This is a genomic window from Exiguobacterium sp. SH0S7 (genome assembly GCF_004337195.1).
GTDB lineage: Bacteria > Bacillota > Bacilli > Exiguobacteriales > Exiguobacteriaceae > Exiguobacterium > Exiguobacterium aurantiacum_A.
The window spans coordinates 1-254 of sequence record NZ_SJVA01000063.1 but is presented as its reverse complement, the minus strand read 5'-3'; the positions used below and the strand labels follow the sequence as shown (position 1 = coordinate 254).

Genomic DNA, 254 nt, shown 5'->3' with positions numbered 1-254 from the left:
TGAATTACGTGATTACATACATTGGTTCAATAACATCAGAGTCCATGGAACATTGGGCTACCTAACGCCGAGGGAGTACAAACAAAGATACCTCTTCGAAATTGTCTAATTAAGTGTTGACAATCCAGACGCGCCGGTGGGCACGATTGGACGTACACTTCTCGAGAAGCGGGCAGTTCTTACAGACGGCGGGGTCGGAGGCGTAGTGGTGATACCCGTGTCGGTCTGTCGTTCGATAGGTGAGACGCTGTTTC

General features: G+C 49.6%; 1 protein-coding gene. It reads left to right on the top strand.

The window, feature by feature from the left end; translation table 11 throughout:
* Window positions 1-109 (top strand): IS3 family transposase (locus EVJ22_RS15420; RefSeq protein ID WP_131444300.1); only part of this gene is annotated, 109 nt, incomplete at its 5' end.
* Window positions 110-254 lie beyond the last annotated feature (145 nt).